General features: G+C 71.2%; 21 protein-coding genes. 15 read left to right on the forward strand and 6 right to left on the reverse strand.

Features of this window, described 5'->3' with window-relative positions:
* Window positions 1–3 precede the first annotated feature (3 nt).
* Window positions 4–2,037: a bifunctional aldolase/short-chain dehydrogenase gene (locus ACFFQA_RS17255; RefSeq protein WP_377852985.1), complete on the reverse strand. Its 2,034-nt coding sequence runs from the start codon at window positions 2,035–2,037 to the stop codon at window positions 4–6.
* A complete protein-coding gene (gene rhaI, locus ACFFQA_RS17260) occupies window positions 2,034–3,200 on the reverse strand; it encodes an L-rhamnose isomerase (RefSeq protein WP_377852986.1) in 1,167 nt (388 codons plus the stop codon). Before rhaI ends, ACFFQA_RS17255 begins: the two co-directional genes overlap by 4 nt.
* 282 nt (window positions 3,201–3,482) lie before the next feature.
* On the opposite strand from rhaI, the gene ACFFQA_RS17265 reads away from it, so the two are divergent.
* The 3 genes from ACFFQA_RS17265 (at window position 3,483) to ACFFQA_RS17275 (ending at window position 9,572) form a co-directional block, all read left to right on the forward strand.
* Window positions 3,483–4,769 (forward strand): MFS transporter, encoded by a 1,287-nt coding sequence (locus ACFFQA_RS17265; RefSeq protein WP_377852987.1) that lies wholly within the window; start codon window positions 3,483–3,485, stop codon window positions 4,767–4,769.
* Between the two features lie 34 nt (window positions 4,770–4,803).
* On the forward strand, window positions 4,804–8,682 hold the full coding sequence (locus ACFFQA_RS17270) for a hypothetical protein (RefSeq protein ID WP_377852988.1): 3,879 nt from the start codon (window positions 4,804–4,806) through the stop codon (window positions 8,680–8,682).
* 206 nt (window positions 8,683–8,888) lie between these two features.
* Complete coding sequence (locus tag ACFFQA_RS17275; protein WP_377852989.1) at window positions 8,889–9,572, forward strand: hypothetical protein; 684 nt, start codon at window positions 8,889–8,891, stop codon at window positions 9,570–9,572.
* A gap of 3 nt (window positions 9,573–9,575) precedes the next feature.
* Here the strand turns inward: ACFFQA_RS17275 and ACFFQA_RS17280 are convergent, their stop codons facing one another.
* Entirely contained in the window at window positions 9,576–12,335 is a 2,760-nt protein-coding gene (locus tag ACFFQA_RS17280) for a family 78 glycoside hydrolase catalytic domain (protein WP_377852990.1), read from the reverse strand.
* A 130-nt stretch (window positions 12,336–12,465) separates the two neighbouring features.
* On the opposite strand from ACFFQA_RS17280, the gene ACFFQA_RS17285 reads away from it, so the two are divergent.
* Complete coding sequence (locus ACFFQA_RS17285; RefSeq protein ID WP_377852991.1) at window positions 12,466–13,473, forward strand: LacI family DNA-binding transcriptional regulator; 1,008 nt, start codon at window positions 12,466–12,468, stop codon at window positions 13,471–13,473.
* Window positions 13,474–13,484: 11 nt separating this feature from the next.
* Here the strand turns inward: ACFFQA_RS17285 and ACFFQA_RS17290 are convergent, their stop codons facing one another.
* Window positions 13,485–13,841, reverse strand: a complete 357-nt coding sequence (locus ACFFQA_RS17290) for a nuclear transport factor 2 family protein (RefSeq protein WP_377853055.1) — start codon at window positions 13,839–13,841, stop codon at window positions 13,485–13,487.
* Between ACFFQA_RS17290 and ACFFQA_RS17295 the strand changes: the two genes are divergently transcribed.
* The 4 genes from ACFFQA_RS17295 (at window position 13,776) to ACFFQA_RS17310 (ending at window position 15,737) form a co-directional block, all read left to right on the forward strand.
* Window positions 13,776–14,213: a type 2 periplasmic-binding domain-containing protein gene (locus ACFFQA_RS17295; protein WP_377852992.1), complete on the forward strand. Its 438-nt coding sequence runs from the start codon at window positions 13,776–13,778 to the stop codon at window positions 14,211–14,213. The genes ACFFQA_RS17290 and ACFFQA_RS17295 overlap by 66 nt on opposite strands.
* A gap of 110 nt (window positions 14,214–14,323) precedes the next feature.
* Window positions 14,324–14,986: a DJ-1/PfpI family protein gene (locus ACFFQA_RS17300; RefSeq protein ID WP_377852993.1), complete on the forward strand. Its 663-nt coding sequence runs from the start codon at window positions 14,324–14,326 to the stop codon at window positions 14,984–14,986.
* A 21-nt stretch (window positions 14,987–15,007) separates the two neighbouring features.
* A complete protein-coding gene (locus tag ACFFQA_RS17305) occupies window positions 15,008–15,472 on the forward strand; it encodes a hypothetical protein (protein ID WP_377852994.1) in 465 nt (154 codons plus the stop codon).
* Window position 15,473: 1 nt separating this feature from the next.
* The gene (locus ACFFQA_RS17310) at window positions 15,474–15,737 is read left to right on the forward strand and encodes a hypothetical protein (protein ID WP_377852995.1); all 264 of its coding nucleotides are present in this window, start codon (window positions 15,474–15,476) and stop codon (window positions 15,735–15,737) included.
* On the opposite strand, the gene ACFFQA_RS17315 is transcribed toward ACFFQA_RS17310, so the two are convergent.
* Window positions 15,715–15,897, reverse strand: a complete 183-nt coding sequence (locus ACFFQA_RS17315) for a hypothetical protein (RefSeq protein WP_377852996.1) — start codon at window positions 15,895–15,897, stop codon at window positions 15,715–15,717. The two genes, ACFFQA_RS17310 and ACFFQA_RS17315, sit on opposite strands and share 23 nt — an antisense overlap.
* 17 nt (window positions 15,898–15,914) lie before the next feature.
* Complete coding sequence (locus ACFFQA_RS17320) at window positions 15,915–16,556, reverse strand: alpha/beta fold hydrolase (RefSeq protein ID WP_377852997.1); 642 nt, start codon at window positions 16,554–16,556, stop codon at window positions 15,915–15,917.
* 149 nt (window positions 16,557–16,705) lie between these two features.
* On the opposite strand from ACFFQA_RS17320, the gene ACFFQA_RS17325 reads away from it, so the two are divergent.
* From ACFFQA_RS17325 to ACFFQA_RS17355, 7 genes are all read left to right on the forward strand, one after another.
* Complete coding sequence (locus tag ACFFQA_RS17325) at window positions 16,706–18,280, forward strand: tannase/feruloyl esterase family alpha/beta hydrolase (protein ID WP_377852998.1); 1,575 nt, start codon at window positions 16,706–16,708, stop codon at window positions 18,278–18,280.
* A 93-nt stretch (window positions 18,281–18,373) separates the two neighbouring features.
* Window positions 18,374–19,291 carry a polysaccharide lyase family 20 protein gene (locus tag ACFFQA_RS17330; protein ID WP_377852999.1) on the forward strand — a complete coding sequence of 306 codons (918 nt, stop codon included), beginning with the start codon at window positions 18,374–18,376 and terminating at the stop codon, window positions 19,289–19,291.
* Between the two features lie 274 nt (window positions 19,292–19,565).
* The gene (locus ACFFQA_RS17335; RefSeq protein WP_377853000.1) at window positions 19,566–19,784 is read left to right on the forward strand and encodes a hypothetical protein; all 219 of its coding nucleotides are present in this window, start codon (window positions 19,566–19,568) and stop codon (window positions 19,782–19,784) included.
* A gap of 88 nt (window positions 19,785–19,872) precedes the next feature.
* A complete protein-coding gene (locus ACFFQA_RS17340) occupies window positions 19,873–21,042 on the forward strand; it encodes a sensor histidine kinase (RefSeq protein WP_377853001.1) in 1,170 nt (389 codons plus the stop codon).
* Window positions 21,039–21,734, forward strand: a complete 696-nt coding sequence (locus ACFFQA_RS17345; RefSeq protein WP_377853002.1) for a response regulator — start codon at window positions 21,039–21,041, stop codon at window positions 21,732–21,734. Before ACFFQA_RS17340 ends, ACFFQA_RS17345 begins: the two co-directional genes overlap by 4 nt.
* A 36-nt stretch (window positions 21,735–21,770) precedes the next feature.
* The gene (locus tag ACFFQA_RS17350) at window positions 21,771–23,192 is read left to right on the forward strand and encodes a DUF8832 domain-containing protein (RefSeq protein WP_377853003.1); all 1,422 of its coding nucleotides are present in this window, start codon (window positions 21,771–21,773) and stop codon (window positions 23,190–23,192) included.
* Window positions 23,189–23,587: a FixH family protein gene (locus ACFFQA_RS17355; protein ID WP_377853004.1), complete on the forward strand. Its 399-nt coding sequence runs from the start codon at window positions 23,189–23,191 to the stop codon at window positions 23,585–23,587. The genes ACFFQA_RS17350 and ACFFQA_RS17355 overlap by 4 nt, the downstream gene beginning before the upstream one ends.
* Window positions 23,588–23,589 lie beyond the last annotated feature (2 nt).

The raw sequence follows: 23,589 nt of genomic DNA on the forward strand, positions 1-23,589 counted from the left end.
GGATCAGCGCAGGAACGCGGCGGCCACGCCCGCGTCAACGGGGATGTGCAGTCCGGTGGTGTGCGAGAGGTCGCCGCCGGTCAGGACGAACACCGCCGCCGCGACGTGCTCGGGCAGCACCTCGCGCTTGAGCAGCGTCCGCTTGGCGTAGAACGCGCCCAGGTCCTCTTCCGCGACGCCGTAGACCGCCGCGCGCTGAGCACCCCAGCCTCCCGCGAAGATCCCGGAGCCGCGCACGACGCCGTCCGGGTTCACGCCGTTGACCTTGATGCCGTGCTCGCCCAGCTCCGCCGCCAGCAGCCGGACCTGGTGCGCCTGGTCGGCCTTCGCCGCGCCGTACGCGAGGTTGTTCGGTCCGGCGAAGACCCCGTTCTTCGAGGCGATGTAGACGATGTCACCGCCCGTGCCCTGCGCGATCATCGCTTTCGCCGCCGCGCGGGCGACCAGGAACGACCCGCGCGCCATCACGCCGTGCTGGACGTCCCAGTCGGCGTCGGTGGTCTCCAGCAACGGCTTGGAGATCGACAGTCCGGCGTTGTTGACCACGAGGTCCACGCCGCCGAAGGCCAGCGCGGCCGCGTCGATGGCGGCGTCAACGGCCTCGCTCGACGTGACGTCCACGGTCACCGGGATCGCCACATCGGTCGAGCCGAGTGACTCGGCCACCTCAGCCGCTGAGGCGGCGTCGCGGTCGGCGACGATCACGCACGCGCCCTCGGCGGCCAGCCGCCGCGCGATGGCCCTGCCGATGCCGGAACCACCGCCGGTCACGAAGGCGACCCGCGACGCGAGCGGCTTCGGCTTCGGCATGCGGGCGAGCTTCGCCTCCTCCAGCGCCCAGTACTCGATGCGGAACTTCTCCGCCTCCGGGATCGGGGCGTAGCGGGACACCGCCTCCGCTCCGCGCATCACGTTGATCGCGTTGACGTAGAACTCGCCAGCGACCCGCGCCGTCTGCTTGGTGGCTCCGAAGGAGAACATGCCGACACCGGGCACGAGCACGATCGCCGGGTCCGCGCCGCGCATCGCGGGCGAGTCCGGGGTCGCGTGCCGCTCGTAGTAGGCGCGGTAGTCCTCGCGGTAGGCGGCGTGCAGCTCGCGCAGCCGCTCGACCACGGAATCCAGCGGCGCGTCGGCGGGCAGGTCGAGCACGAGCGGCGCGACCTTGGTCCGGAGGAAGTGGTCCGGGCACGAGGTGCCGAGCGCGGCCAACGGCGCGAGCTTGTCGCGGGAGAGGAAGTCCAGCACCACGTCGGAGTCGGTGAAGTGGCCGACCTGCGCGCGGTCGGTCGAGGCCAGCCCGCGGATCACCGGGGCCAGCACGGCGGCCCGCGCACGGCGCTCGTTCTCCGGAAGGGCCTCGTAGCCCGGCTTCACCGGGCCGAACGGCTCGGCCACGCCGCGCGCGTCCAGGTACTCCTGGGCAGTGCGGATGATCTCCAGCGAGCGAGCCTCGCACTCCTCGGAGGTCCCGCCCCACGCGGTGATGCCGTGTCCGCCGAGGATCACGCCGATCGCGCCGGGGTTGGCCGCCTTGACCGCGGCGATGTCCAGGCCGAGCTGGAAACCCGGCCGCCGCCACGGCACCCACACCACTCGGTCGCCGAAGATCTCCTTGGTCAACGCCGCACCGTCGGCGGCGCAGGCGATCGCGATCCCCGCGTCCGGGTGCAGGTGGTCCACGTGCGCCGCGTCCACGAGGCCGTGCATCGCGGTGTCGATCGACGGGGCGGCTCCGCCCTTGCCGTGCGAGCAGAAGTCGAAGGCCGCGACCATCTCGTCCTCGCGGTCCACCCCGGGGTAGACGGCGGCGAGCGCACGCAGCCGGTCCAGCCGCAGGGTCGCGAGACCGGCCTCGGTCAACGTGCCCAGGTCACCACCAGAACCCTTGACCCACAACAGTTCCACGGGCGCACCCGTGACCGGGTCGGTGTCCGTCCCCTTCGCCGAGGTGTTGCCGCCCGCGTAGTTCGTCGTGGTCGGGTCGGCGCCCAACCGGTTGCTGCGACCCAGGAGTTCCCGCACAACCTGATTCATGCTCCCCACCCTGCTTGTGTCCCGCCGACGCGGTCGGCCTCGATTCGCTTCTGGTAGCCCGACGCGTGGTAGGCCGCGATCGGGTCCGGGTCGATGCCCATGTCCGCACGGACCTCGCGCAGCAGTGGCCGCACGTCGGTGGCGTAGGCGTCCATCAGCACCGCGTTCGCCCCGAGCACATCACCCGAGCGCTGCGCGGCGGCGAGCGCGTCGGCGTCGACCAGCAGCGCCTTCGCCGTCGCCTCCTGCACGTTGAGCACGGAGCGGATGATCGCCGGGATCTTGGCCTCGATGTTGTGGCACTGGTCCAGCATGAACGCGATCCCGGCCTCGGGCGCGAGCGCTCCCGCCGAGACGATCTCGTACATGATCCGGAACAGCTGGAACGGGTCCGCCGCGCCGACCATCAGGTCGTCGTCGGCGTAGAACCGCGAGTTGAAGTCGAACGCGCCGAGCTTGTTGGCGCGCAACAGGAACGCGACGATGAACTCGATGTTCGTGCCCGGCGCGTGGTGGCCGGTGTCGATGCACACCGTCGCCTTCTCGCCCAGCTCGACGCAGTGCGCGTACGACGTGCCCCAGTCGGGGACGTCGGTGGTGTAGAAGGCGGGCTCGAAGAGCTTGTACTCCAACAACATCCGCTGGTCGTCGCCGAGGCGGTCGTAGACCTCGCGCAGCGCTTCGGCCAGCCGGTCCTGCCGGGCGCGGATGTTGTCCTGGCCGGGGTAGTTCGTGCCGTCGGAGAACCACAGCTTCAGGTCGCGGGAGCCGGTCGCGTCCATGACGTCGACGCACTCCAGCAGGTGGTCGATCGCCTTGCGGCGGATCCGCGCGTCCGGGTTGGTGACCGAGCCGAGCTTGTAGTCGGGGTCCTGGAAGACGTTGGAGTTGATCGCGCCGAGTTCCACGCCCTGTTCCGCGGCGTACGCGGAGAGCTTGGCGTAGTCCTCGACGCGGTCCCACGGGATGTGCAGCGCCACGGTGGGCGCCACCCCCGTGAGCCGGTGGACCGTCGCGGCGTCGGCGATCTTCTCCCACGGGTCGCGCGGGACACCGGGCTGGGCGAAGACCTTGAAGCGGGTGCCCGAGTTCGCGTAGGCCCACGACGGGGTCTCGATCCGTTGCTGGGCCAGCGTCGCGCGGGCTGCCGTCGGTACGGCCATCGTCACGCTCCTCCCCCGAGGCACATTGAAAGGTTTCATCACCGTAGAGCCGGTCAAGGTCGACAGTCAAGGTTCCGCTTCGCCGGGAGTCGAACAGCTGTCGCATATCGGCCTTGATCTGCAACGATCACCCTCGCAGCACACCCAAGGGGCAGTTGGTAACAACTCGGGTAGCACCGTCTTGTGCACCCAGGGGGCCGTAGTTACAGTGCCGATTAATACGTTTCATTTTGTGAGCCGGGTCGCACGGCAACGCTGCCGGAGGAAGACGAGGAGTCCGCCATGACCGCACCTCACACGGTTCGCGAGGACGACCACACGATCAGCAGACAGCAGTGGAAGGTCTCGGTGCTCGCGGCGATGGCGTCCTACCTGGACGCGGGCTCGATCGTCGCACTCGGCGCGGGCATGAGCCTGTTCCAGGCGGAGTTAGGGCTGACGAGCACCGGCGTTGGCATCCTCGCCGCCATCGGCCCGAACGCCATCGGATGCGCCATCGGCGCGTTCATCGGCGGGCGGCTCGGCGACAAGCTCGGCCGCAAGCGGATCTACAAGTGGGACCTGATGGTCTACGCGCTGGGCATCCTGCTCGTCGCCGGGTCCTTCAACGCGCCCATGCTGTTCATCGGCACCTTCATCGTCGGCGTCGCGGTCGGTGCGGACGTGCCCACCTCGCTCGCGCTGGTCGGCGAACTGGCGCCCGCGAAGGGCCGAGGACGCCTGATCGGCCTGACACAGGTCGCGTGGAACCTCGGCCCCGTCGTGGTTCTGGTCCTCGCGCTCATCCTGACGCCGATGGGGATCACCGGTACCAGGATCGTGTTCCTGTCCTTGTTCGTCGTCGCGGTCGTGACGTGGGCACTGCGCCAGGGCATCGCGGAGTCGGCCCGCTGGAAGTCCGCGGTCGCCACGACGAAGCCCTCCGCCGCCTCCCAGGTGAAGGCGCTGTTCAGCGGGCAGAACCTGCGCGCCCTGGTCTGGACGGGCACCATCTACACCTTCTGGGGCTTGGCGGCCGGCACATCGGGCATCTTCACCCCGTACATCGTCACCACCCTCAACGCCGGGTCGCAGGCCGCCGGTGTGGCGCTCAGCTGCGCGGGGTTCGTCATCGGCATCATCGCGACGGTCGGCATCTTCATGCGCCTCAACGACCGCAGCTACCAGCGCCGCAGGGCGATGTGGGGCATCGGGTCCGTGATGCAGATCGTGGCGTACGCGCTGTTCCTGGTGCTGCCGTTCACCGTTACCACGGTGATCGCCAACATCGTGCTGTTCGCGGTCGGCGCGGCGATCGCGGGCGAGCCGACCTACAAGGTGTTCAGCCAGGAGCTGTTCCCGACCATGCTGCGCGGCACCGCGCAGGGCTTCACCTTCGGCATCGCCCGGGTGCTGCTGGGGATCTGGAGCTTCTTCGTGCCACTGCTGGCCTCGGCCTCCATCGGCCCGGTCGCGGCGCTGCTGTCGGCCTTCCTCCTGGTGAGCGGCATCGTGGGCTTCTTCTTCATGCCGAACACCGTCGGCAAGTCACTTGAGGACATCGAGCGGGAGCGTGGTGTTGCGGCATGAGCACCGCCGACGTGCTCCCCTCCGCGGAGGCGACATGAACACGGTCCCCGAGCTGCTGAGGCGTTTCACCGATCCCGCTCCGGAGTACGGCCCGCTGCCCATCTGGTGGTGGAGCGGCGCCAAGGTGACCAGGGAACGGCTGCGCGAGCAGATGGAGAAGCTCGTCGCGGGTGGGGTCAGGCAGGCCGTGGTGCTCTGCCTGGCCCCCACCGGGCCGATGTTCGGCTCGGTCGCCGACGACCCGGCGTTCCTGACCCCCGAGTGGGTCGAGCTGTTCGACGGCGCGTGCGCCGACGCCGAGGAGCTCGGTTTCACGCTCTGGCTCTACGACCAGATCGGCTTCTCCGGGGCCAACTTCCAGGGCAGGCTGATCTCCACCAACCCCGAGTTCGCGGGGAAGGCCCTGTACCGCACCGCGATCGAGTCCTCCGGCGACGCTGTATCAACGCTCGACCCCGCAAGCGGGTCTTCGGTGACCGTCGCGCCGCCGGAGGGCCACCAGGCCCTGGCGGCCTACGCGGTCCTGCCCTCCGGTGAGCGGACCGCCGTCCCGCTCACCGGGGGCGTCGGCACCTGGTCCGGTGGCGCGGCGCGGATCACCTTGGTGCACAGCGGAACCAGCGGCTTCGACTACTTCTCGACGGAGGCCTGCGCCACCCTTCTCGACCAGGTGCACGGCGAGCTCGAACGCGGGGTCGGCCACTGGTTCGGTCGCAGCATCGGCGGGTTCTTCCAGGACGAGCTGCCCGCGATGCCCACATGGAGCACGGACTTCGCGGCCACGTTCGCCTCGGCGTACGGCTACGACCTGGTTGCGCACCTGTGGGCGCTGTGGGAGGAGGACGACTCGCCGGAGGCCGTGCGCGTCCGGCGGGACTACCACGCGCACCGTGCCTGCCTCGCGCGGCGCGGGTTCTTCGACCAGCACGACGCGTGGTACGCCTCGCGCGGCCTGATCTGCGGCTTCGACCAGGCGACCCCGGCGCGGGAGGGTGACCCCACCGGCGGAGTCCGGCTCTACGGCGACTACCTCGACACGCACTCCGGCTACGGCGCGCCCGGCAGCGACCACTGGGGCGACGCCAAGGTGCACAGCTCCCTGGCGCACGCCAACGGGCACGGGCGCACCTGGATCGAGGCGTTCCACTCCTCCGGCTGGGGCGGAACCCTGGAGGAGACCTACGACTGGCTCTCCCCGTTCCTGCGTCGGGGAGCCAACCTCTACGACCCGCACGCCGTCTACTACTCCACTGTGGGCGGTTGGTGGGAGTGGGCTCCGCCGTCAACCTGTTGGCGTCAGCCGTACTGGCCGTCCTACCACGTGTTCTCCACAGCGGTGAGCCGCCTGTGCTCGGTGCTCACCGCGGGCACCCACGTCTGCGATGTCGTGCTGGTCTCCCCCACCACGACGGTTCAGGGCCACCTGACGCTGGACGGTCCCCTTGCGGCGGCGCAGGAGACGAACCGGGTCTTCCTCGCCCTCAACGGAGTTGGAACCTGGTTCGCCGAGAAGCGCGGAGTGCTGGAGAACGCCGGGATCGACCACGACTCCTTCGACGAGGCGACCATCGCCAAGGGCGAGGTCCTCGCCGATGGCCGCCTCCGCATCGGCGAGGAGGAGTTCCGCACGGTCGTGCTCCCCGGCATGCGCGCGCTGCACGCCACGGCCGCCAACCGCTTGATGGAGTTCGCCTCGGCGGGTGGACGCGTTGTGTGCGTTGAGCGCGCTCCTGAGTTGTTCCCCGGCGGCGACTCCACACTGGCTGAGTCGTTCGCTGAGGCGGTGATGGTGGTCGGCTCCGTTGAGGATGTTCCCTCTGCTGTCCTCAGTGGACCGATTCGGGTCACCTCCGACGCGCCGTTCCTGCTGCGCCGGGTGGGCGACGCGCACGTGGTCGCTCTCACGGCGCACGACGACACCACTGGCACAGCCGCTCCCGTGCTCGACCTCGGTGACGGCTACTGGTGGTCCAACGGTGTCGAGTTCGACTGGCAGGGCTACAACGAGAAGCTTCGGGAGCGCGGCTACGACTTCCGCGCACCAGGCGATCGCATCGCCAGGGTGCGGATCGAAGGCATCGCGCGGCCCAGGGCGCAGAGCTGGGCCCCTGGCCGAGGAACGCGAACCGAACTGACGGTCGAGCGCGACGGCGACGGATGGGTGTTCGAGGTTCCGTTCGACGACGGCTCGGTTTCTCTTGTCGTGCTTGCCTCCTCTCTTCCCGAGCCGACTGCGTTGCCGCTGGGCGAACGCATGTCCACTGTGGCGCTTCCAGGCCCGTGGACCGCGATCGCGGAGTCCACTTTGGACAACTCGCGGGGAGATCTCGCCTCGCCGTCGCGGACCGGCGTGCTGCCGATCGAGATCTGGCGGGTCGAGCACTCCGAGTCCGGTGACCAGTGGCGGCCGGTGACCGCCTCCTACGGCCCCTTCGCCGAGGTGCGCGACTCCGACGGCTGGCGTCCGGTGGAGTGGTCCCTGGCCAGGGGCATCCGCAAGGACCCGTTGCACTCGGAGACGTTGGGTCCCAAGGGCCAGGTGCCGGAGGAGTTCCTGGACTGGCGGCACGTCACCGCAGGCGACACCGTCGCCGTGCGGACCCACATCACCCTGCCCGACCACGAGTCACACCTCGTCGTCGGCGCGGGAGCACCACGGCGGGTGCTGCTCGACGGCGTGGAGCTGCCGCTGGACGGCGACGGCCACCAGTCGGTGAGTCCGCTGCCCGCTGGCGACAGGACCGCCGAGCTGGTCATCGAGCTGACAGCGGAGCGGGACGGCCCGCTGCGCGCCTCGTTCGCCGTCGTCACCGACGTGGCGTCCTACCTCCGCCCGGAGTGGATCAGGCCGACGGGCCCGGTTGTCGTCGGCGCGAGCCATGATCTCTCCCTTTCGGTGCCGCTGACCGAACTGCCCGAGGACGGCACGGTGCTCGTCGGCTCCGACGGCGCGTGCAGCCTGGTGGTGAACGGCGTGGAGATCGGCAGGCAGGGCGACTTCAACCCCTACCCCGAGCACCGCGAGATCCGGCTGCACACCTACGACATCGCCCCGCACCTGCGGATCGGCGACAACACGGTGGTGCTCCGGGTCACCCACCAGAGCCGTCACGGCACGGCCGCGACCCTCGACTCGCCGTCCCTGGGGATCCGCAGCGGTCCCGGCTGGATTTCCTCGGCACCACAACGGGAACACCGCCGCGACCCGCGCTTCGTGTGCATGCGAGCGCGACCGCATCCGCTGCCGGGCGCGGGCTGGCTCGACCCTGCCGCAGATCCGGCGGGAGTCGTGGTTCCGGTGGTGCCGGACATCGCCCCAGGGCCCTCGCGCGTGGAGCACCTCCGCTTCCAGGTCCCGCCCGGCACGACCACGGTCCGCATTCCGTCCACTTTGGACGTCGTCGCCACGGTGGACGGTCATGAGCTGAAGGCCGAGGAAGGCGTGCTGCGCCTGCCATCCCCGGCGCGAGCGGGCACGGAGGTGACGCTCCAGGTGACCGCGACCGACGGCCGGCGCGGCGGAGCCCTGCTCGACGGCCCCCTCGAAGTCGAGGTCGTCGAGGCGGAGTTCCCGTTGGGCGACTGGTCCGCGCTCGGCCTGCGCAACCTCGGCGGACACGTCCGCTACCGCACAACGTTCACCGTGGACGAGCCCGGTACGGCGGTGCTCGACCTCGGCGAGGTGCGCGGCACGGCGGACGTCCTGGTCAACGGCGCGCTCGCCGGACAGCTGGTGTGGGGACCGTGGCGGGTCGACGTGTCGGAGCACCTGCGCACCGGGGAGAACACCGTGGAGGTCGTCGTCCGGGGCACCCTCGCCGGCTACCTGGACGACGCGTCACCGACCTCGGGCGTCTACGCCGGCCAAGTCAGAACCGGCCTGTTCGGCCCCGTGGCGCTACATCACCACTGATTACCCAGCGCCTGTCCTGGCGTGGTCAGTGTTTTCGCGTTTTGTAGGCTTAATGCGCAAGAAAGCGCTCCCAAATCGCATTAAGCCTACAAAACGCGAAATGGAGGGGCGACGACGTCCCGCCGATCTTGATCCCGGTGCACTGCGCGCTCTCGGTCTGCCCTGATACGCGACACAGGAGCAGGCACCTCGTGTAGACAGCTCACATGGCGGTGAATGCCGAGAGCTCGTGGATGTTCGACCTTGTGGCACCGGACGACATCCTGCGGGGGTGCGCGTTGGCTCGGCTCAAGTCCTCGAACGCGGCGAAGTCGGAAGCACTGCACTGGTCGAACTCGGTGTGGGCGCGGGCTGGCACACCCGCGCCCACGGAGCCCCACCTCTCCGCCGAGATGGACCAGGCCCGCGCCGAGTACCGGTGGCACAACGAGCGGACAATCTCCGGCCAGGCGCTCAAGCTCCTGGAGCATGACAACCGCACCCGGGAGGCGCACGCCCCGTTCGCACTGCTCTTCTTGCGGTGGGAGGCGGACTATCCCAACGAATGGTGTTCTCCAGGAACGCACATGTGGTCACCGTGGGGCTTGAAGGAAGTCATCCTCCGCGACCTTGCCTACAGGGGTGTTCCTCCAGGCGTACGAGGCCAGGCCACGGACCTGGTCGTCGCCGCGGTGCGGCGACCGTACCGGTGCAAGGACTGGATGTACGGGCAGCTGGTTCGGCATATCAGCGACGAGGAGTTCCTACGCAGGATCGATGCCCTGCTGTCCGTGGGTGGCCACCTGGTGAGCACACGAGCACGGTTCATCCTGCACATCGCCCAACATCCCGAACGGACCGTCAAGCGAGTCACGTGGCAGCGCTGGCTCGACAGCACCGGCCTGCTGTAGGCGTCACAGAACCCCCGCGACCACCTCCGACAGCCGCTTGCCCAGTTCCTCGCCGTTGGTGTGCGCGAGGGTCGATACCAGGATCTTCGGCAGGTCCTCCGCCGGGCGGCCCAGGTCACGGGCCAGCGCGTGGCCGAGCGCCGGACCGTCGGCCACCACCTTGAGGTCCACCGCGATGGTGACCAGCGCGGCCCACAGCCCCGCATCGTCGACCACGTCCCGAACTGTACGAATCGCTTGCGGGACAACAGGATCGGGCACATCCCAGCGGTGCTGGCCCGGCCCTGCCCGCTCCGGCTCCTCCGCACCCGGCACGTACACGGTCGCGGTGGTGCCGCCGGGGACCTCGACCTCCAGCGTCAGCACCCCGTCCTGCCGTTCCCACGCGACGGACGCGCGGCCGTACGGGGTCTCGTGCTCAGCGGAAGCACGGGTCAGCCCCCCTCCGGGCAGGGGCCGCACCAGCAGCGAGCGGTAGCCCGGAGCGCCGGGCGCGAGCCCCGCCACCGTCCGGTGCAGCCAGTCGGCGACCGCGCCCAAGGCGTAGTGGTTGAACGAGGTCATCTCGCCGGGGTTGATGCTGCCGTCCGGCAGCATGCTGTCCCAGCGCTCCCAGATCGTCGTGGCGCCCATCGACACCGGGTACAGCCACGACGGGCACTCACGCTCCAGCAGCAGGCGGTACGCCACTCGCGGATGCCCGGCGAGGCACAGGGCGTCGGTGATGATCGGGGTGCCGACGAAACCGGTCGCGATCCGGAAACCGTTGGCGCGCACCAGGTCCGCGAGCCGGTCTCCCGCTCCGGCGCGTTGCTCGGCGGTGGGCAGCAGGTTCCACACCAGTGCCATCGCGTACGCGGTCGGAGCGTCGCCCATCATCCGGCCCTTGGGCGTCACGTAGGTGCTGGCGAACGCGTCCCGGACCGCGGCGGCGAGGTCGGCGTAGTGGCGCGCCTCGCCGTCGTGACCGAGGACCTCGGCGGCCTTGGCCACGATTCCCGCCGAGTACGCGAAGTGCGCCGTGGCAAGGAGATCGTGGTCGGTCTTCGCGGCGAACGGGTCCTCCGGCGGCGCGGACGGGTCGAGCCAGTCACCGAACTGGAAGCCTCCGGACCAGATGTGGTCCGGGCCCGCGAGCGCGGCCTGGCGGTCCACCCACGCGCGCATGCTGCTGAACTGCTCGGCCAGCACACGGGCGTCGCCATAGCGCTGGTAGACCGTCCACGGCACCACCGTGGCGGCATCGCCCCAGGCCGCGGCGCTCGGCTCCGGCTCGCGCAGCACGTCCGGGATGACGAAGGGGACACAGCCGTTGGCGTACTGGTCGACGGCGAGGTCACGCAACCAGGACGTGAGGAACCCGGCGCTGTCGGCGAGGAACGACGCGGTCGGCCCGAAGACCTGGATGTCACCGGTCCAGCCCAGGCGCTCGTCGCGCTGCGGGCAGTCGGTCGGCACGTCCAGGAAGTTGCCGCGCATCGCCCGCCGCACGTTGCCGTGCAACGTCTCCAGGTTCGGCTCGGAGCACGTGAACCACCCCGTGGCGGGCAGATCGGAGGACAGCACGACGGCTTCGACATCGCCCGCGCGCAGGTCCTCAACTCCATCGACCTCGGCGTAGCGGAAGCCGTGGAAGGTCAGCGACGGCTCGCACACGGCCTCGTCGTCGCCCGAGAGCAGATACCGGTCGGTCGCCAGTGCCGACCTCAGCGGTCGCGTGCCGAGTTCGCCGTGCTCAAGGACCTCCGCGTGCCGCACCGTGACATCCGTCGTGCCCGCACGAACACGCAGCCGCACCCAGCCGACCAAGTTCTCACCGAAGTCGACGAGCACCTTGCCTGACGGCGAGCGGGACACGGAGACGGCGGGCACGGTCGCGACGGCGCGCACGGGCGGACCGAGCGGCACTTCCAGGCGGCCGAGATCGACATCCAGCACGTCCACAGAGTCCACAGTGGACTCGGCTCCGCGCAGGTCCGTGGTCTGGCCGTCGTAGAGGTCGTCTGCCACCACGGTGCTCGACCGCGCGGTCCACGAGCCATCCGTGCCGAGCACGTGCTCGGAGCCGTCCTCGCACGTCACCTCAAGCTGCGCGAGTGCGGCGAGGCGGTCGCCGTAGTGGGCGCGCTTGCCCTGCCAGCCGAGCCGTCCGCGATACCACCCGTTGCCGACCAGGATGTCGAGGGTGTTGTCCCCGGCACGCAGCAACGCGGTCACATCGTGCGTGCGGTAGCGGACGCGGTGCGCGTAGGAGGTCCAGCCGGGGTCGAGGTGGACGTCGCCGACCCGCTCACCGTTGATCGACGCGACGTGCACACCGAGCGAGGTCATGTGCAGGCGCGCCCGGACCACGTTGGCGGGCAAGGAGATCGTGCCGCTCAGCACTGGCGCGGGATCACCGATCCGGCCGATCGAGCGGGGCGTGACGAAACGCGCCGACCAGTCCTCCCTGGCCAGCAGCGGTGTCTCGAACTCGGCGGGCTCGCTCCAGTCCGACCACTCCGTGGTCTTGACGCGCACGCGGAGGCTGCCCCGGGAACGCGAGCCCAGCGGTTCGAAGGGCCACGGGAGCAGCAGCTGCTCGGAGCCGCCGACCAGGTGCCGCCGGGTCCTACCGGCGGCGTCGGTCAGCTCCAGCTCCGCGTCCACCGCCGTGGTCCCGGCGGGCAGCCGCCAGCTCAGGCGGGGCCGCGCTTCACCGACCACCACGACGCCCTGGTGCGGCAGGTGTTCGAACCGGACGGCGCTCGGCGACTCGGGCATGGCTCTCCTCATCCGGTTGGAACGTTTCAAATGACGCGCTCGACGGTACGATGAAGCTCAAGGCAACGTCAATGCGCACGTTTCAGGTTCGGGAGCAGGGGGCGACGTGGCGGGTCCAGGAACGCCGAGCATGAAGGACGTCGCGGCCAAGGCGGGCGTCTCGCTCGGCACGGTGTCCAACGTGCTGAACAAGCCGGACCGGGTCAGCGCCCCGACGCGCGACCGCGTGCAGGCCGCCATCGAGCAGCTCGGCTTCGTCCGCAACGAGACGGCGCGGCAGCTGCGTTCCGGCCACAGCCGCACGCTGGCCTACGTCGCGCTCGACTCCGGCAACCCGTTCTTCACCGACGTGGCCGAGGGCGTGCAGGACGCGGCCGAGGCCTCCGGGCTCGCGGTCTTCCTGTGCAACAGCCGCGAGGACGGCGGGCGGCAGGACTTCTACCTCGACATGCTGGAGCAGCAGCGGGTCGAGGGAATCCTGATCACCCCGACCGACAACGCGACCGACCGGCTCGACCAGGTGCGCAGGCGCGGCATCCCGGTCGTGGTGGTCGACCGGGACGCCGGGCCGGACTTCTGCTCGGTCACGGTCGACGACGTGGCCGGGGGCGAGCTGGCCGCCACCCACCTGCTGGAGGCCGGGCACCGCAGGATCGCCTTCATCGGCGGGCCGATGACCATCGGCCAGGCGGCCGACCGGCTCACCGGCGCGCGGAAGGCCGTCGCCTCGGTGCCCGGCGCCGAGCTGGTGGTGCTGGAGACCTCCGCGCTCAACGTCGCCGAGGGCCGCCGCGCGGGCGAGCGCCTCGCCGGGCTGCCCGGCTCCCGCCGCCCCACCGCGGCCTTCTGCGCCAACGACCTGCTGGCGCTCGGCCTGTTGCAGCGCATGGTGCGGCTGGGCATGGACGTGCCGGGCGACCTGGCGATCGTCGGCTACGACGACATCGAGTTCGCCGAGGCGGCTGCGGTCCCGCTGACCTCGGTGAGCCAGCCGCGGCACCTGCTCGGCCGCACCGCCGCCGAGCTGCTGCTCGACGAGGCGTCCCGGGACACGGCCAAGCACCGGCACAAGCAGGTGGTGTTCTCCCCCGAGCTGGTCGTCCGCGCGTCGACCAGGCTCCGGGTGACCGCGACCTAGAACACCGCGCCCTAGAACATCGTGTCGCCGTTGGCCGGGTTCTCCAGCAGGTCCGGCACGACGTCCCAGTGCTCGACGGTCCTGCCGTCGGCGACCCGCATGATGTCGGCGACGGCGGAGCCTCGGCTGTCCGGTGTCAGCCGCATCAGGCAGTGCGTGACCACGAGGTCGTCCTCGGCGATGACCCGCTTGATGTCCAGGCTCAGCTCCGGGAACCGCGCGACGAAGCCGGCCAGGTGCCTCGCGGACGCCTCGGCCCCGTCGGGCGCGTCCGGGTCGCGCTGCACGTAGTCCGGGCCGACGTGCTCGGCGAACGCCTCAGCGGGCCGCTTGTCGTTGAACGCCAGGTTGAGGAAGTCCTGGACGATCTGCTTGTTCTGCGCGGTTCACCAGGGGCCCAGTCCCCCGGCGCCAGCCTCGCCGAGCGCGCGTACTGGGCGGGTCAGGACCACGCCCTGCCCGTGGTGTCCGAGTCCAGGCTGTCAGCGCACGGCCCGGTGGCGTACGACAGCGCGCAGCTGCTGGAGACGGTGGCGCTGGGACAGGCCGTCGCCCGGATCCCCACCTCGCTGGCCAGGCTCAACCAGCGGGACGACATCGTCTACCGGCCCGTGCTCGACGCCGGCCCGTACACGACCGTCGTCGCCAGGCCCGCCGGCTCGCGTTCGCCGTGGATCGCGCGCTTCGTCCGGGTCGCCGTCGAGCTGACCACGGGGGACAGCGTGGCCGCCGCTGGCTAGAACTCGTCGACATGTGGCATTCCTGCCACTATTGCGATCTTGAAGACCTGCCTAGCGTGCTGTGCGCGGCGCCGACCGGCCCCGCGTCGAACCAGGTGAAGAGGTCTTTGATGCACGCGCAGGTGGTGTTGTTCGACGGGTTCGACCCGCTCGACGTGATCGCACCGTACGAGGTGCTGAACGCGGGTGGCATCGCGGCGGCGGGGGCGCTCACCGTCGAGCTGGTCTCCGCGGAGGGACCGCGCGAGGTGCCCGCGGGCGTTCCCGGGGTCTCGCTGCGCGCCGCCGCGGGACTCGACCCGGAACGGGCGGACCTGGTGATCGTGCCGGGCGCGGCCGGACGGATCAGCCCGGACTCCGCAGGGGACACGCCGACGATCCCCGAGCTGCTGGAGCGCGCCGCGCGGACCGGGCTCACCCCGCTGCTGCGCGAGGCCCTGGCCCGGCCGACCGTCACCGTGGGCACCGTCTGCGGCGGGTCGATGCTGCTGGGCATGGCCGGGCTGATCACCGGCCGCCACGCCACCACCCACGTCATGGGCCTGGCCGGGTTCGCCGCCACGGGTGTGGTGGTGACCGACGCCCGCGTGGTCGACGACGGGGACCTGGTGAGCGCGGGCGGCGTGACCTCGGGCCTCGATCTCGGCCTGCACCTGCTGGAACGCCAGCTCGGACCGCGCGTCGCCCGCTCCGTTGAGCGCCTGTTCGAGTACGAGCGCCGAGGCGTCGTCTGGCGCCACGCGGGCCTGGACCCGGGTCGCCGTCTGACCTGACTAGCCGAAGAGAGTCCTGTCGTGACGAAGTTCCTGCTCAGCGTGCACGTCATCGCCGCGATCGTGGCGATCGGCCCGGTCACCGTGGCCGCGAGCATGTTCCCCCGCACCGCGCGAGCCGCCGTGACGGGAGACCGTCCGGCGCGAGCGACCGCGCGGACGCTGTACCGCATCTGCCGCGTCTACGCCGCGGTCGGCATCGCCGTTCCGGCGTTCGGCCTGGCCACCGCGATCAGCATGGGCGTGCTCGGCGACGCGTGGGTGCTGGTGTCGATCGCGCTCACCGCGGTGGCCGCCGCCGTGCTCATCGCGGCGGTCCTGCCCGACCAGCAGAAGGTGCTGACCGCACTGGACTCCACCACGCCCGCGGTGGACCTCGGCGCGCGGATCAGCCGGATCGCGATGACCGGGGGCGTGTTCAACCTGCTGTGGGCCACGGTCACGGTGCTGATGATCATCCGCCCCGGCTCGACGACGGGAGCGTGAGGTGACGGAGAGCCTGCTGCCGCTGCGCGTGCCCGCGACCGTGGAGCTGACCACCCTGGTCGTCATGCTGGTCAACATCGCCACCGTGCACGCGCCCGCGGTCAGCTCGGTCAGCGGCCCCTTGCACGGCTTCGCCTACGTCATGGTGGTCGTGGTGGCACTGCTGCGGGAAGGCACCCCGCGCCGGGCGCGCCTGGTCGCGCTGCTGCCCGGGATCGGCGGTCTGCTCGCGGTCCGCGAGATCACCAGCCGACGCGTTCGATGAGGTTGCGGGCCTCGCGCCCCTCGCGCTCCGCCTCCGCCTTCGCCAGGGACTCCGGCAACGGCTCGGTGTCCTTGTCGTTGCACCACTCCGAAGGCAGGACGCGCTCGGGGAGCTTGGCCCACTTCGACTCTCCGCTTGTCGAGCCACTGTTGTTCGTCATACGACCATGATGCCCGCTCAGTACGCCGCCAGCCGCTCCGCGAGCTCGACGGGGCGGCTGAGCTGGATGTAGTGGCCGCCGCCCATCTCGTCCGGGTCGAACCCGAGCCTGGCGCGCACCACGCCGCGCAGCCAGTCGGCGGTGAACAACCGGTCGTCGCGGCAGAGCAGGAACCGGGTCGGCACCCTCGGCCACTCCGCCAGCGGCCACGGCCGCGTCATCGGGGTGGTGGACTGCGCCCGCTCACCGGCCTGCGCCTGGGCTGCCAGCTCGGGTGGCACGTCGTGGTAGAAGACGTCGAGCAGCGCGTCCGGGTCGGTGGTCTCGTCCTGGTAGCCGGTGTTGGCGAGCATGTCCATCGCCCGCTCCCCCGGCTCCGGGACCATCGCGGCGACCAGCACGAGCATCCGCGCGCCGAGCCGCTCCGCCACGATCGGCGCGGTGTACCCGCCGAGCGAGTGCCCCACGACGACCAGGTCCGTGCGCGCGCCGACCGCCTCAACCACCGCCTCGGCGTACTCGGCGAACCCGGCGGTGTCGTCGTCGCAGGGCAGGTCCGGCGCGACCACCTCGTGGCCGAGCGCGCGCAGCCGGTCGGCCACGAGGTGCCAGCACCAACCGCGGTCGGCGGCACCGTGGACCAGGACGTAGGTGCTCATCGTGCGCCTCCTCTCATGAGGTCCTCCACGGAAGCACGGGCCACCGACAATCACGTTTTCAAGATCGTCTATTAGGACATGTCGGACGTGGGCCTTACCTTCGGTAGCCACTCCCTCACCCGCCCGACACCGACGAGCCCAGGAGAGCGATGCACAAGCCGACCCATCTCGTCCTGACACTGCTCTCGCTCGTCTCGCTGACCGGCTTACCCGCGCCCAGGAGCGGCGTGGCCACGGCGTGCGCCTCGGTCCCGGCCCCGGCTGTCCCCGGAGCGCACGTGCTGTCGGTCACCGGGGTGGAGCGGCCCGCCGGTCCGGCGGGCGTGCCCGGCCGCCCGCCCATCCCCGACGTGCCCGCGCGGTGCGAGGTGACGGTGCTGCTCACCCACCCCGGGGCGAACGACCGGGTCGAGGTCCAGGTGTGGCTGCCGTCGAGCGGCTGGAACGGCCGGTTCCTCGGCACCGGCGGGGGCGGGTTCGCCACCGGCTTCTCCGCGGAGGGGGTCGCGCCCGCGGTCAAGGGCGGGTTCGCCGCGGCGGCCACCGACGGTGGGATCGGCATCAACCCGGTCAGCCCGGAAGCGTGGGCGCTGGACGCACGAGGCCGGGTGAACTGGGGCCTGCTGACCAACTTCGGCTCCCGGTCGGTGCACGACATGACCGTGGTGGGCAAGGCGGTGACCGCGTCCTTCTACGGGCGGGCGGCGACCTACTCCTACTGGAACGGCTGCTCGACCGGGGGCAGGCAGGGCCTTGCCGAGGCGCAGCTGCACCCGGAGGACTACGACGGCATCGTGGCCTCGGTGCCCGCCATCGAGATGCCCCGCTTCTCGATGGCCCAGTTCTGGCCGCAGGTGGTGATGAACCAGGAGCGGACCTTCCCGACCGCGTGCGAGTTCGACGCGTTCACCTCGGCCGCCGTGCGCGCGTGCGACTCGCTGGACGGCGTGGTGAACGGCGTCATCGGCGACCCGCGCCAGTGTCGGTTCGACCCGGCACTGCTCGTCGGGACGAAGATCCTCTGCGGCGGCGAGGAGCTGACGATTAGCGCCGCCACCGCCGAGGTGGTCCGCCGGATCTGGGAGGGACCGCGCGGGTGGAGCGGGCAGCTCGGCGCCGGCCTGGTGAAGGGCGGCAGCTTCAGCGCTCTCGCCGGGACCGTGACCCGCCCCGACGGCAGCACGGTGGGCGCGCCGCTGCCGATCGCGGAGAACTGGGTCAAGTACTTCGTCCGCAGGGACCCCGGCATGGACACCACGAAGATCACCTACGCCGAGTTCGAGCGGCTGGTGTGGCAGTCCACGGCCACCTACGACCACGTCCTCGCCAACACCGGGCCCGACCTGTCGGCGTTCCGGGCCGCGGGTGGGAAGATGATCACCTGGCACGGGCTGGCCGACTCCGAGATCGCCCCGGACACCACGATCGGCTACCGGGACCGGGTCGAGCGCGCGATGGGCGGAGCGGCGCGCGCGGACGAGTTCCACCGCCTCTTCCTGGCCCCGGGCACCGGGCACTGCGGCAGCGGGGTGGGCACCGAGCCGGTCGACCCGCTGGCCGCGGTGGTCGCGTGGGTCGAGCGGGGCCAGGCCCCCGACATCCTGCCCGCCGCCTCCAGGGACGCCAAGGTCACCAGGAACCTGTGCCGCTACCCGCTGGTGTCCACCTACGACGGTCACGGCGACCCGGACTCAGCGGCCAGCTTCCGCTGCGCCGCGCCATGACCGGGTGTCCGGAGAAATGAGCCGCGGTTACTCATGACCGGGGGCGGTCCCACTCGCGAGGGTGGGGCCTCCCCTGTGAAGGAGAACGCGACGATGAAACGACATTCCACGCTCGCCATCGCGATCGCAGCCGCGGTCGCGGCCAGCGCGGCGGTGGTCACCGGCACGGGCGCGGCGGCGCCGCTGGCGCTGGACTGGGAGTCAGCGCAGCAGCACACCATGCCGGGCGGGCCGCCGCCGGGCTGGGCCAAGGAGTACGACCCCTCGGTGCGGCACGAGAACGGCGAACCGCAGGCCCGGACCGCCACCGCCCCGGAGCCGGTGCGCGCGGGCGGGCACGCCGCGCGGTTCGAGCTGCGCAAGGACGATCCGGTGATCAACAACGGGGCGCGGGCCGAGCTGTCCCACGACTTCCGCACCGGGGAGCAGTGGTACGGCTTCAGCACCTACCTCAAGGACTGGGCGCCGGACCAGGCACCGGACATCGTGACCCAGTGGCACCAGCACTGGGAGGTGGGCAGCTCGCCGCCGTTGTCGATCAACACCCGCAAGGGCGGCTGGGAGATCAGCCAGAACTGGGAGGGGCACTCGGAGCAGACCCCGGTGGGTCCGTACGAGAGCAACAAGTGGACCGACTGGGTCGTGCACGTGAAGTGGTCCGCCGGAGCGGACGGCGTGCTGCGGATCTGGAAGGACGGCAAGCCGGTTCCCGGCTTCGAGAACCGGACCGGGCGCAACAACTACGACGACGACCGCGGCAACTACATGAAGGTCGGCATCTACAAGTGGCCGTGGTCGCAGGGCAGGCCCTCCGACACCGACACGAGGGTGCTCTACCACGACGAGACCCGGATCGCGGGCGCGGACGGCAGCTATGAGGCGGTGGCGCCCGGCGGCGGGAGCGCCACCCCTCGGGACGAGGTCGACCCGGTCGACGGGGTGCGGATGATCCACCCGAGCAAGCCGGGCGGGCCGTCTTCCGCGACGACTCCGGCAACTGGTTCAGCCTGACCCAGCGCGTGCCGCACCAGTGACGAGGTAGGGCTCGCCCGTGCCACACCCCCTCGCGGCCAAGGTGGTGCTCGACGGGTTCGACCTGACCGTGCGCCCGGATCACCGTGCTGGACAACGGGAGTCGGCCCGTCTCCGTCGGCACCCGGTCGGACACCCTGCGTCACTCAGCCGTCCGGCTGGGCCGACTGGCCCTTAGGCCGAGTCGGAGACCGGGTCTGACCAGCCACTCTTGGGGTGTCACGACGGAAGGTGAGACCGCGAGGAGCAAGCCATGGTCACCATGATCGTCACTTGGGTGGGAATCGTCGCCGGATTGGCGGTGCTCGTGCTGATGGCGTTGTCGGAGCACATGATCGACAAGGCGCAGCCCGAGGGCCGCGTGGCCAGAAGGCAGGCCAAGCGCACGCTGCACCGGCCCGCGACCGCCACCGTCATCCGCCGCCCGCGCACCGTCACCAGCCGCTTCGCGCGCGTCCGCAACGCCGCCTGACCGCCCCACCGGGGTCCCCTGCGCGGGGGACGTCCCGGCCGGGACCGCCGATTACGCTGCCCGCATCACGACGAGCGGGAAGGAACCGGTGGAGCGAGCTCACGGCACACGGGAGGCGCTGACCAGGCAGTCCAGGCTGGTGGCGGCGCTGTGCATGATCGTCGACCCCGTCGCGTACCTGCTCTACCTGCCGACCGGCGCGCTCACCTGGACCGACGTCGTCGCGATCATGCTGATCGTCCTGGTCAACGCGGGCCTGGCCAGCTCGGCCAAGCACGCGGGCCTGGTCGCGTTCGCGGTCGCGGTCGTGCAGGTGCTCCTCCCCGTCGTGCTGGCCCCCGGCTCGCACCACGTGTGCGGCACCGGCGGCATGATGGCCGCCTACCGCGTCGGCGCGTGGCTTCCCGCCTGGCCCGGCCTCGCCGCCATCGCCGCGCTCGCGGCCGCCGACGTCGTCGACAGCAAGCTCCCCGGCGGTGGGTGGGTTCCCGTGCTGCTGAACGTGCTCAGCACCGCCGTGCTGCCGTGGATAGTCGGCCGTCACACCACCGCGCGTGGCGCGTACATCGCCGAGCTGGAGCGCCGCGCCGAGCGCCAGGAACGCGCCGAGCAGCTCGCCGTCCAGCGCGCGCTGACCGAGGACCGCAGCTCCATCGCGCGGGACCTGCACGACATGATCTCCCACCACGTCAGCGCGATCGGCGTGCACGCAGGAGCCGCCCGCCTCGGCCTCGGCTCGGCCGGCAGCCCCGCGGCGCGGCGCTCCCTCACCGCGGTGGAGTCGGCGAGCCGCTCGGCGATGACCGACCTGCGCAGACTGCTGGACCTGTTGCACGGCAAGGAGGAGCACGCGCACCGCCAGCCGGGCATGGGCAATCTCGACGAGCTGCTCTCCGGGGTCCGCGCCGCGGGGCTGCCGGTCACGCTGACGTGCAAGGGCGGCCCGCTGGACCTGCCGGGTTCGGTGGACATCGCGCTCTACCGCGTCCTCCAGGAGGCGTTGACCAACGCGCTGCGGCACGGCGGCGGGAGCCTGGCGGAGGTCGAGGTCGAGCACCGCGACGAGGAGGTCGTGCTGACGGTGACGAACGCGTTGCGGGGCAGGAACAACGGCGCGCGCTCCGGTCCGCGTGGACTGGGCCTCACCGGCATCAGGGACCGGGTCGCGCTGTTCGGCGGAGAGGCGAGGTGCGGGCCCACCGAGGACGGCGGGCACTGGCGCCTGCGGGTGAGCCTGCCGACGAGGGAGTCAGAGTGACACTGCGCGTGCTGCTGGCCGACGACCACGCCCTGTTCCGCTCGGGGCTGCGCGCGGTCCTGGAGACCCAGCAGGACCTGGAATGCGTCGCCGAGGCCGAGGACGGGCGCGCGGCGGTGGCGGAGACGGCGCGGCTGCGGCCCGATCTCGCAGTGCTGGACGTGCGGATGCCCCGGCTGGACGGGCTCGCGGCGGCCGAGGCGATCCTCAGCGCGCCCGGCAACGTCACCAAGGTCCTCGTGCTGACCACCTACGACAGCGACGAGTACGTGTACCGCGCGCTGCGGGCGGGTGCGAGCGGCTTCCTGCTCAAGAGCCTGCCGCCGGAGGAGATGATCTCCGCGATGCGGGTGGCCGTGCGCGGGGACGCGCTGATCGACCCATCGGTGACCAAACGGCTGATCACGCGCTTCACCACCAGCATCGAACCACCGTCCAAGCCGCCGGAGGTCGAACGCCTGACCGGCCGCGAGCTCGAAGTGCTGCTGCTCATCGCCGCCGCCCGCAGCAACGCCGAGATCGCCGCGCAGCTGCACGTCGGCGAGGAGACGGTGAAGACCCACGTGTCCCGCGTGCTGTCCAAGCTCGGCCTGCGCGACCGGGTGCACGCCGCCGTCTACGCCTACCTCCACGGGTTGGTCCCGGGGTCGGTGTCCCCCGCGCGGGGGATGCCCGGTCCCCCTGCACCGTGACGATCTTGTCGGTGCGCCCGCATAGCGTCGTCGGCGATGAGGACGACGACACGGGCGGCGGCCCTGGTGCTGAGCGCGCTCTTCGTGCTGCTGTGCGGCGCGCCGCAGGCGCTCGCGGACGGGGCTCCCGCCGGTGGGGACATCCACGTCGCGCAGACGCTGGGCGCACGCGAGCTGACCGTGGTCCTGCGCCGGGTGGACGCGGTGCCAGGACCGTTGCGGGTCAACGTGATCACGCATGCGGGCAGCCCCGCTGGAGCACTGCGGCTGCGGCTGGACGCCACGGGTGCGGCGTCCGACCACACCGTGCCACGGGCGAGCACCGCGTCGGTGGAGCTCGGCGCCGAGCCGGGCTCGTATGACGCGACACTGACCGTCGGGCGACCGGGTCCGCAGGAGCTGGCGATCGACGACGGGACACGCGTCGCACGAATCCCCTTCGTCGTTCCGGTCACGGTGCTCTCGCCCACGGAGCGCGTGACCTACGGCGGATTCGTCGCCGCGGGCGTGCTGCTGTTCCTTTCCCTTGTGGTGGCGGTGAAAGCCCAGCGAGGATGGCTGGTGCTGCTGCCTGCGGGCGGGGTCGTCGCATCCCTCGCGGTCGCGGTCACCGCGGCGCTGCTGTCGGCGTCGGCCCCCACTCCCCCAGTTCCCGGCGACGACGTGGACGCGACCGTCGACAACGTCCTCGATCCGTACTCGATCCCCCGACAGTCCACTGTGGATGGTTCACGGCCCCCGGTGAACGTGCTGGTGTCACACACCTCGGCGCCTGACGGCGTGGAACTGGCGCTGCGCTTCACCGACGGCGCGAGCGGCCGCCCCGTTGACGACCTGCTGGTCCACGACAGCGCGCTGGCCCACCTGCTGGTCGTACCGCCGTCCGGGGCGTTGCGGCACCTGCACCCGATCCGCGTCGCACCGGGCGAGTACCGCGTGCGGCTCGCTTCCCCCGAGCCCGGTTACCACGCGGTGTCCGTCGAGATCGCGCGGCGCGGCGGCGGGGTCCAGCTGCTGCGCTCAGCCACCGGTTTCACCCTGCCCGGACAACCGCTCCCGCCCGCTCCGACGGTGGACGACGTGCGGGTGGAGGGCGCGACGGCCGGTTCCGCCGCGACGATCACCGCTCGGTTCGGCGACAAGCGCGATCTCCAGCCATGGCTGGGAATGGTGGGCCACCTGATCGTGGTCGGCCCGCTGCCGGAGGACCAGGAGGTCGGGCGCGCGGCGGCGGGCGCGCAGACCTGGTCGCACGTCCACCACATGGCACCGCTGACCCGAGGCGGGGCTGGCGGCCAGCCGGACGAGACCGTCGCCGCGTACGGGCCGGAGGTCTCCTTCACCCACACCTTCGCGCTGCCCGGCCGGTACCGCGCGTGGGTCCAGGCGGAGCGCGACTACTCGCTGATGACCAAACCCGTGGAGATCACCGTGTCACCGCAGGAGGGAAACCCGTGACCAGACCACAGTGGATAGTCGCGCTGGTCGCGACGGTCGCGGTCGTCGCGGGCGCGGTGGCGCTGCTGACCGCGGGCTCCGGGGACGCCGGGGTGGCGTTGAGCTCCAGCACGTCGCGGCACTCGGTGCGGCTGGTGGTGGACAGCCCGCGCGCCGGGACGACCGCGATCGACGTCGAGGTCACCGGAGAGTCCTCAGTGGACGGTGTGCGGATCGAACCGGCCATGCCGCACATGGGACACGCGGTCCGGCCCGCGACGACCGCACCCGCGGGCCGGGGTCGCTACCGCGCGGAGAACGTGCTGCTGGAGATGAGCGGCCAATGGGAGATCACCGTCGTCGTCGAGGACGCGCGCGGGACCGAACGGGTCATCTTCCCGTTGCTGGTGAGCTGAGA

Origin of the sequence: Allokutzneria oryzae, assembly GCF_042429765.1 — a bacterium.
Taxonomy (GTDB): Bacteria; Actinomycetota; Actinomycetes; order Mycobacteriales; family Pseudonocardiaceae; genus Allokutzneria; species Allokutzneria oryzae.